General features: G+C 25.7%; 10 protein-coding genes. 4 read left to right on the plus strand and 6 right to left on the minus strand.

Annotated elements, in window-relative coordinates; translation table 11 throughout:
- Positions 1 to 337: 337 nt before the first annotated feature.
- The 5 genes from NWE74_RS18870 to NWE74_RS18890 all read right to left on the minus strand — a co-directional run bounded on the left by NWE74_RS18870 (position 338) and on the right by NWE74_RS18890 (position 3,262).
- Positions 338 to 502, minus strand: a complete 165-nt coding sequence (locus tag NWE74_RS18870; RefSeq protein ID WP_258244604.1) for a hypothetical protein — start codon at positions 500 to 502, stop codon at positions 338 to 340.
- A gap of 821 nt (positions 503 to 1,323) precedes the next feature.
- Entirely contained in the window at positions 1,324 to 1,884 is a 561-nt protein-coding gene (locus NWE74_RS18875; RefSeq protein WP_258244605.1) for a GNAT family N-acetyltransferase, read from the minus strand.
- Between the two features lie 91 nt (positions 1,885 to 1,975).
- Positions 1,976 to 2,464: an N-acetylmuramoyl-L-alanine amidase gene (locus tag NWE74_RS18880; RefSeq protein ID WP_258244606.1), complete on the minus strand. Its 489-nt coding sequence runs from the start codon at positions 2,462 to 2,464 to the stop codon at positions 1,976 to 1,978.
- Positions 2,430 to 2,663, minus strand: a complete 234-nt coding sequence (locus NWE74_RS18885; protein ID WP_258244607.1) for an N-acetylmuramoyl-L-alanine amidase family protein — start codon at positions 2,661 to 2,663, stop codon at positions 2,430 to 2,432. Before NWE74_RS18885 ends, NWE74_RS18880 begins: the two co-directional genes overlap by 35 nt.
- 215 nt (positions 2,664 to 2,878) lie before the next feature.
- Positions 2,879 to 3,262, minus strand: coding sequence for a helix-turn-helix domain-containing protein (locus NWE74_RS18890; RefSeq protein WP_258244608.1), 384 nt, complete (start codon positions 3,260 to 3,262; stop codon positions 2,879 to 2,881).
- A 390-nt stretch (positions 3,263 to 3,652) separates the two neighbouring features.
- Here NWE74_RS18890 and NWE74_RS18895 point away from each other — a divergent pair, with 390 nt between their 5' ends.
- The 4 genes from NWE74_RS18895 (at position 3,653) to NWE74_RS18910 (ending at position 7,034) form a co-directional block, all read left to right on the plus strand.
- Positions 3,653 to 4,213, plus strand: a complete 561-nt coding sequence (locus tag NWE74_RS18895) for a hypothetical protein (protein WP_258244609.1) — start codon at positions 3,653 to 3,655, stop codon at positions 4,211 to 4,213.
- 992 nt (positions 4,214 to 5,205) lie between these two features.
- Entirely contained in the window at positions 5,206 to 6,324 is a 1,119-nt protein-coding gene (locus NWE74_RS18900; protein ID WP_258244610.1) for a replication initiation protein, read from the plus strand.
- Positions 6,325 to 6,528: 204 nt separating this feature from the next.
- Positions 6,529 to 6,729, plus strand: a complete 201-nt coding sequence (locus NWE74_RS18905) for a hypothetical protein (RefSeq protein WP_258244611.1) — start codon at positions 6,529 to 6,531, stop codon at positions 6,727 to 6,729.
- A 176-nt stretch (positions 6,730 to 6,905) separates the two neighbouring features.
- Positions 6,906 to 7,034, plus strand: coding sequence for a hypothetical protein (locus NWE74_RS18910; protein ID WP_258244612.1), 129 nt, complete (start codon positions 6,906 to 6,908; stop codon positions 7,032 to 7,034).
- Between the two features lie 124 nt (positions 7,035 to 7,158).
- Here the strand turns inward: NWE74_RS18910 and NWE74_RS18915 are convergent, their stop codons facing one another.
- Positions 7,159 to 7,818: a hypothetical protein gene (locus tag NWE74_RS18915; RefSeq protein ID WP_258244613.1), complete on the minus strand. Its 660-nt coding sequence runs from the start codon at positions 7,816 to 7,818 to the stop codon at positions 7,159 to 7,161.
- Between the last annotated feature and the right edge of the window lie 300 nt (positions 7,819 to 8,118).

The raw sequence follows: 8,118 nt of genomic DNA on the forward strand, positions 1-8,118 counted from the left end.
GATTTTAGATAACCTTATAGCAGTTATTTCAGTTAATATAGTAGGATTGGGCGTTGCTTGTTATTTAGGAGGAGTTGATAATATGGTTGCATGTTTAATAATTAATTTGATAACTAATTCTATTGCTAATATTGAGAATTGGGTAGAATATACATTTTGATAAATCTGGAGTAGAAGTTTAAAATAAATATAGGAAGAGAGTTAAAGTAGGAGCAAAAACCATTCCTACCTTAACTCTCTTTATTTATATGTTGGGGCCAAAAACTTTGGGGTCTAGTCTGACCTCACAGATTGCAGCAAAAAGCGCTGCAAACTGCGATGCCAGACTAAAATACATTTATTTAGAATATAAAATAAGCATTGTAAGAATCAACAATGAAGAAATACCAAATCCTATATCAAAATCAACATTTACAAAAGATTCTTTTTTAAGCAACGGACGGAGTTGTTGGCGCCATGAATGAAACGAATTTTTACTGTATTTTGATTTTATCTTTTCCAAATAATCAACTCCTTTAATATTTGAAGTATTGACTATTAGGGTTATTAAACTTAACTAGATATAGTTAGTTATTACAGTAATATATACACTTTTAATACTTATGGAGTTTGGCTATCGCCATCGCGCTTTACGTTGCAATCTTTTGAGCAAAGACCGCTCAAAAGGATTTTCACTACAATCGCTAACTCAAAACCATCAGATAAATAGATTTTAAAGTGATTTAAAGGAACTGATTTATAAAAAGATTTATAGTTAATTCAAGTATAGGTCCTATCGGACATGCCCCTTTGACTAATCCTCAACACACTCAAATTATTCACTACTAAAATACTTCGCAAACATCATATTTCATATCAAGTCTGCTACGTATATTATCCGTTCATATATGCTCGTAGCTTTTGAGGATAGCCATTCACTGCCCTAAGCCCAATGCCCTGTGTTTTTTATTTTTTTAGTGCATTTTTTCATAAATAAATAATCGACCTCCACATTTTTTATAACTTACTACATAAGTTTTTATAATTTATTTCTCCTATATACAAAAATAAGGCTATCTTACCTGGTGTCGGTAATATAGCTTTATTTTTGTTACTTTGCATTGGATAAAACCATTGCTCCGCTATCCAATGCTAGTGTTTAATAGCTTTTAAAGAATAATTATATAAATCAGAAATATACAAAATAAAACTGTACAGGAAAATATATAATTTATTTCATGTACAGGCATTGGTATAACTTCAATATATTAGGATTTATTACTTTTATAGTTTGATATTAACATGAAAAGATATGTTTTTCTGAACAAATATTTTTATTTACAACTATACTGTTTTATTCACCTTTGCTAAGTATTCTTTTTTTAATAAGGATAGAACTACAGTATCTCTTTCCATATTATTTTGTATAATATATTCTCTTAATAATCCTTCTTTTGTAAATCCAATTTTTTTAAGTAAATTTAAAGATGCTATATTATCAGGAAATACAACTGAACCGATTCTATTTAAATCAAATTTAATAAATCCCCAATTTATAACTTCATTGATAGCCTCTGTTGCAAATCCTTGTCTCCAATAATTTGAGTTAATATCATATCCTACATCTGCTCTTTTATTTTTTACTTGCAATACATCATACCCTATAGTACCTATTAGTTTTCGACTTTCCTTATGTATTATTCCCCATCTTATACCTCTTCGTTCATTATAATTAATCTTAATTTTATTAATTATTTCATATGCACCATCTACATTAGTTAATGACTCTTTTCCTAAATATTTAGTAACTGTATCATCTGATAAATATTCAAATATATCACTTGCATCATCATCAGTGATTTCTCTTAAATATAATCTACTCGTTTCTAATGTTGGAAAATTCATTTATACTCCCCCCTTTTTTATTATTATCAATTATATTATATAATTTTAAATAAATGTACACTAAAACAGATGTTTTCGTGTACACTCAAGTTTAGATTATATATGCATCTTTAAAACCTTTATCCTTAGCTAATTTAACTTGATTAAAAGCATTATTTTTATCTCTATAAGCACCAATACAAACTCTATAAAATATATCAGTAGTAGTTGTTTGCAAATCTAATAATTTCACTAAATTATCTTTAATAGCTATAGCTACAGACTTAATATTAGAATCAACATTTAAATCTTTTTCCGCCTGAGAATTTGAAATAAAATCAACTTCAATTAAAGCAGCTGGCATTGTCGTATTTCTTAAAACTGAAAGATCTTTACTTAATTTTAAACCTCTATTTCTAATATTGAAAATCTTTGAAATATCATTACATAAGTCATTAGAGAATTTATTTAACTTCTCATTTTTATTTGAATACTGCCAAACTTCAACACCTCTTACTGTTTTATCACTAGCTGAATTAATATGAAATGTTTCGCCAACACGTTGCTCAAATTGATAAAAAATAATCTGCTTTAAAATCATTTGCTATCTTGGATCTTTCTTGAAGTGAAAGATATTTATCTGATAGCCTTGTAAATTTAATTTCAAGGTTACAACCTTTCAATAATTCATTAAGTTCTTTTCCTATAGCTAAAACGACATCAGATTCATTTGTTTTATTAGGTCCGATTGCTCCTGGATCTGTGTCTCCATGTCCTAAATCAATAATTAATTTTCTCATAAAATACCTCCTTACCACTTAATAACAAATTTACTTACAAGATATGTATAATTTAATTATAGAATTGGGAGGGATTTTTATGGGAAGAAAAGATATAAACGCACAATTTTTAAAAAATAAAATTGGCAAAAATAATTTTAAAATACTATTAGAGTATTTAATACATTTAAGCATATGAAAATAGCCTGTATTTTAGCTTGTACAGGCTTTTGTATTTATTCATTATTCGTATTAAAACTAAAACTTTCTATCTCTATACCTTTAATATCACCTTGAACCCAACTATCTTTAACTTTTTCCTCTTTAGCATTCATACTATCAACTTTTTTTCTGGATCCCGTAGTCTTTTGTTTAATATTTTGAGCATTAACCTTTTTCTTTTTTGATTCTTTATTTTTATATTCTTCAAACTTTAAAGTTCCAAAGTTTTTAACCATAGCTTGTTCAGTTATAATCCAGGTCCTACCCATCTTTTTTATATCTTCATCAATAACAAACTTATCACGTGCAACCTGTTTTCTTAAAGAAGAATCATCCATTCCATAAATTTTAGAAACTTCCATAAAGGTATATAGACCCTCAAAGCTCCCCTTAGCCATAAAATATCACCTCATAGTTAAATATATTTTTATTATTCACGTAAACGTACTTTTTAATCCATATTATGTTTTATAACTTCTATAAAAATTAAGAAATCCTTTTATAAATTCACGTTTTAGTGAAATTAAATAAAAATATATTCACTTAAACGTGAAAAATTTAAAATCAAAACCAAATACTTTAAGTCACTTAGACGTGAATTTTAAGAGCTTGAAAAAACGAAAAATAATTTCTTATTTATCCATTTTATTTATATTAATTATAAAAAGCTATGTACTTATAATAGTTATGTTAATTTGTAAAAGTTAAATAATTATAAAAATAAGCATATTTAATAGTATAATAATATGGAGGACAATTGTCCTCCATTATTGTTTGGAGGTGATATTTTGGATAATAAGAAAGATTGGAGTTCTGAGAAGAAAATAAAACATATAATGGAGCTGCAAGAAAAAGGATTCTCTAGAAAAGAAATTGCAGTTGAATTTGGATATACAAGGGTTGATACTTTAGATAGATTAATGAAAAAATATGGATATGAAAAAATAGATGGGAAATTTATAATACAATTGGAGGACAATTGTACGACAAAAGATTCAAAGGCTGTTATTTCAAGTATTAAGGATAGTTGTCCTCCATATGGAGGACAGCTGTTAGAAAGTTTTGAGATACAGAATAAGCTTCTTAATATAGTAAATAATTATGATAAGCTTATGTATGTTATAAATAATTTTGAAAATGTGGAGGACAATTGTCCTATAGATGTCATAGAAGTTAAAAGTGGACTTCAAATAGACTTTGAAAAATCAGAGGCTATAAAAACTACTATTCGTGTAGATAAAGACATATGGGATGATTTCTCTGATTTATGCAAAGATAAATATAAGCATTTAAATAAGCATGATATTATAAGTAAAGCATTTGTTGAATTTATAGATAAGTATAAATAATAAAGAGTATAAGGAGTTATATTTATAAAAATGGATAAAATTAAAAATATTTTAATGTATTTAATTATAATTATAATAGTAAAAAATTTAATTAAAAACACAGTTAGCAATGTATTTCTCTTAAATTTATTCATATTTGTAATATCATTAATTTTAATAATTGTAATAAATAGTATTATTGATATTGTAAATCGAAAAAATTAGAAATTTAATACTATTAAAAAATGATTTAATTATAAAGGTAACTTTTTGATAATAAAATTTTTGATTTAAATAGGACAGAAAAGAGCAGAAAAAACACTTTTACGAGTATTTATAGTATTTATCCATATCTGTAAGTGTTGGTATGACTTGTATTGAACTTGTTAAATATGACAAATGGGAAGCTAACTATGACATTTAGGAAGGATCTTATGACAAAATGACTTTAATAGCATTAAAAACACTATATAAAAGATAATTGGATTATCGGTGAAATTAAGTAGTTTAGAACTTAAACGTTTTGCTTTTAATATAAATATTAATGAATAAAGATAAAAGCCTGTACAAGCTAAAATACAGGCTTTTTTCGTATACTTAAATGTAATAATCAATGAATTAATATTTTTAATTTGTTTTAGCTAATTTTATTTTAAAAAAAATTAGCTAATTATAAAGATAACTTTTTGATAATGAATTTTTTGATTTAAAATAGGACAGAAAAGAGCAGAAAAAACACCTTTACTAGTCTTTACTTAGTATTTATAAAAGTATTTATAGTATTTAATAGTATTTAGGCATATTCCAACCCCTTGAAAATACTTATGTTGAAAAGCTTAAATGGGACAGATTAATACCAAAATGGGACTAATTAATACGTTATTGGGACAGATTAATATTTAAATGGGACTAATTAATACTCAATTAGGACAGATTAATATTGATTTATTAGGACTAATAAAAATAGTTGTCCTAATAAATTAAATATGTTAAGCTCTCTTAGAGGTGAGTTTATGGATAATAAAATGCTAGTTAAAAATAATGCTTTTATAACTGCTAAATATAACTTAACACTTGATGAGAATAGGTTATTTGTTTATATATTATATAATATTCAAAAGAATAAAAATGGATTATCTTGCACTATAAAGAGAGAGGATTTTTCTAATATATTTAAAAATAGGACAAATTCAACTGTAAAGGGAGTTACAAAAGTATTAGATGATATAAAGAAAAAATCTATATATTTTAAAGAAAATTTAGAAGATGGGTCTATAAACTGGGGCTCATATGTATTTTTAATGGGATATGTATATAATAATAAATCAGATTCTTTTAAAATTGAAGTTCCAGAGAGAGTATATAATCTTTTAATGCAGTATATAGATGGATATACTCCTATTACATTACAAACTTGGTTAGGCTTAAAAAATACTTATGCTCAAAGGTTTTATGATCTACTTAGGATGTGGAGTGGAACAAAAAATATTATTAGTTATAAAGTATATGATTTAAAGATGTATTTTCAGATAGAAGATAAGTATCCTAATTTTAAGGACTTTAAAAGAAGAGTTATAGTTCCTGCCGTAACCGAGCTTAATAATACTGGATATTTTGAGATAGATTTTAAAGAGAATAAAGTAGGTAGAAAGGTTGATTCTATTGACTTTATCGTAAAAGATTTAGACAAAAGGAAGTATTTTACTAAGGATGATACTACAAAAGAAATATTAAGTAAAGTAATTGAAGAAGTTGCAGTTACTAGTGAGAACATTATTATTGATGATAAAGAAGAAACAATTCTTAAACCTAACGATAGTACTTCAATAGAAAATATAAATGATCCAAAAGGATTTGAGTTTGAGCCTTTTGTTCCTGATGAAACATTATTTACAAAAGGAACTTTGAGAAGTTTTAAAAAAGATTTCAAAGATATAGATTTCAAGAATGAATATATGGAAAGAGCTTTTGATGATGCTGTTATGATCACTTTAGATAGAGATGATGTGGAAACTATTAAGGCTAGCTCATATAAGTTTTTTAAAGGAACTTTAGAGAATAAGATTGTTGAGTATAAAATTGAGGAAAAAGAGGATATAAAGCATAAAAAAGAGATGGATATGCATTGGTGATTAATTGAATACATATATTAACTGACGATATAATATCATTATCGTTTACGGCTATGATGCGTGTAAAAATCAGCCATTTAAATTTAAATCCATTGGTACAACAGTTTTACACATATTTAGTTGTCCCCCCTTGAAGAAATGATTGAGCATATAAATAATACATATAAGATCATAATGAAACAACAATAAACAAAGGTTAATGAAATGAATAAAGCTATAATAATAGAAAAAACTAAGGAATTTGTAAAAAACAAATTATATGGTGAAGGAAGCGGACATGATTGGTTTTATATGGAAAGAGTGTATAACTTAGCTAAATATACAGCCCTAAAAGAAAAGTCAGACTCTTTTATATGTGAAAAGCCAAAACTATTATATGATATTGATTATAAGAATGCACAATAGATTCTATTATTTGAATTGATGTAAGTGATTTATTTCTATTATCACTAAAATTATATTTATCTAATTTATTAAAATAAAATTTATACATTAGTCGTTTTGATACAAATAAATAGTGATATATATTTAATAGGTCATAATAAATAAAGGTAACTGTAATTAAAAAAGGAGTGTATTAAATGAATATTTTAGAGCAACCTATAGTACTTATAAATCAGTTAGCGTATTTTGGAATGAAATTATTAAACTTATATGTGTGTATTTTGATTATAAAAGCTACGAGAATATATATAAAAAAAAATTCTTGATTAGTAAAAAATTATATTAACACTAAGTTTTTAAATGAATTAAAAAGAGTTCTCAATTAGAGAACTCTTTAAAAATTCTATAAATTTTTTATAGAGTTTTTGATTTTGATCTGTATTATTTTAACTACTTTTTTACACCCATAACAGTATATTTTTGGCTCTGAACATCCCATGTAAATCCAAACCTTGCTGTAGGTGTGAACCTTGCTATATAATAATTAACTCCACTTTGAGATGATGATAGTTGTACTTTAAATCCAGCTTTTGCTAAACTAGCTTTACTAAAGCTTCCTGTAATAACACTTGAAGTATTTACCGTAAATGTAGTCATAGCATCTACTTTTATGGCGGATAGGTCACTACCCTTCCAATTGTTTTGAAGACTAGTACCAGAAAGTTTCCAATCTCCACCATTAACTTGATTTAATGTTGCTTTACCAGCCCCAGATATCCATCTAAAAGAACCAGATGTTGAAATTGTAATTGGCTGATTTAATCTAACGCTACATGGACCTGCATGAAAATTATAATATAAGTTTTTAGATGCTCTAGTACCTATACTTTTTGTTTTTTCAAAGTATATATTTTCCTCTATATTTAGTGTTTCAGAACCAAAAACAGCTAATATTTCGCCTGTATATTTATTTTTTAAAGTGAACTCTGTTTTATTTTCAAAAGATTTTGATTCAATATTTATATCATTTACATTGTATGGTAAATCAAATAAAATCCCATCCAATTCTATTAATTGATTTGTTAAGTTTGATTTATTTTCTATTTCCATGGCTATTATGCCTCCAATTTTTACTAGATAGTTTACATATTTTATGTAAGCTACTAAGAAGTAACTTACAATAATACTGTATGAATAATGTCGATATATGTTACGGAATGCAGTATGCAAAATAGAAAAAACGTTAAAGAATTAATAGTTAGATAGATGAAAAATAATAAAATATTTTTATTAAATAAGGTTTATTTAGTATTATAAGTAATAGATAACAAGTGGTTACAGCCACTTGTTAAACTCTGTATATCTATCACGTAAAACTGATGATATAATTGAGTTAAAGGCGGTGAACTA

The organism is Romboutsia lituseburensis, from assembly GCF_024723825.1.
Lineage (GTDB): Bacteria > Bacillota > Clostridia > Peptostreptococcales > Peptostreptococcaceae > Romboutsia_F > Romboutsia_F lituseburensis_A.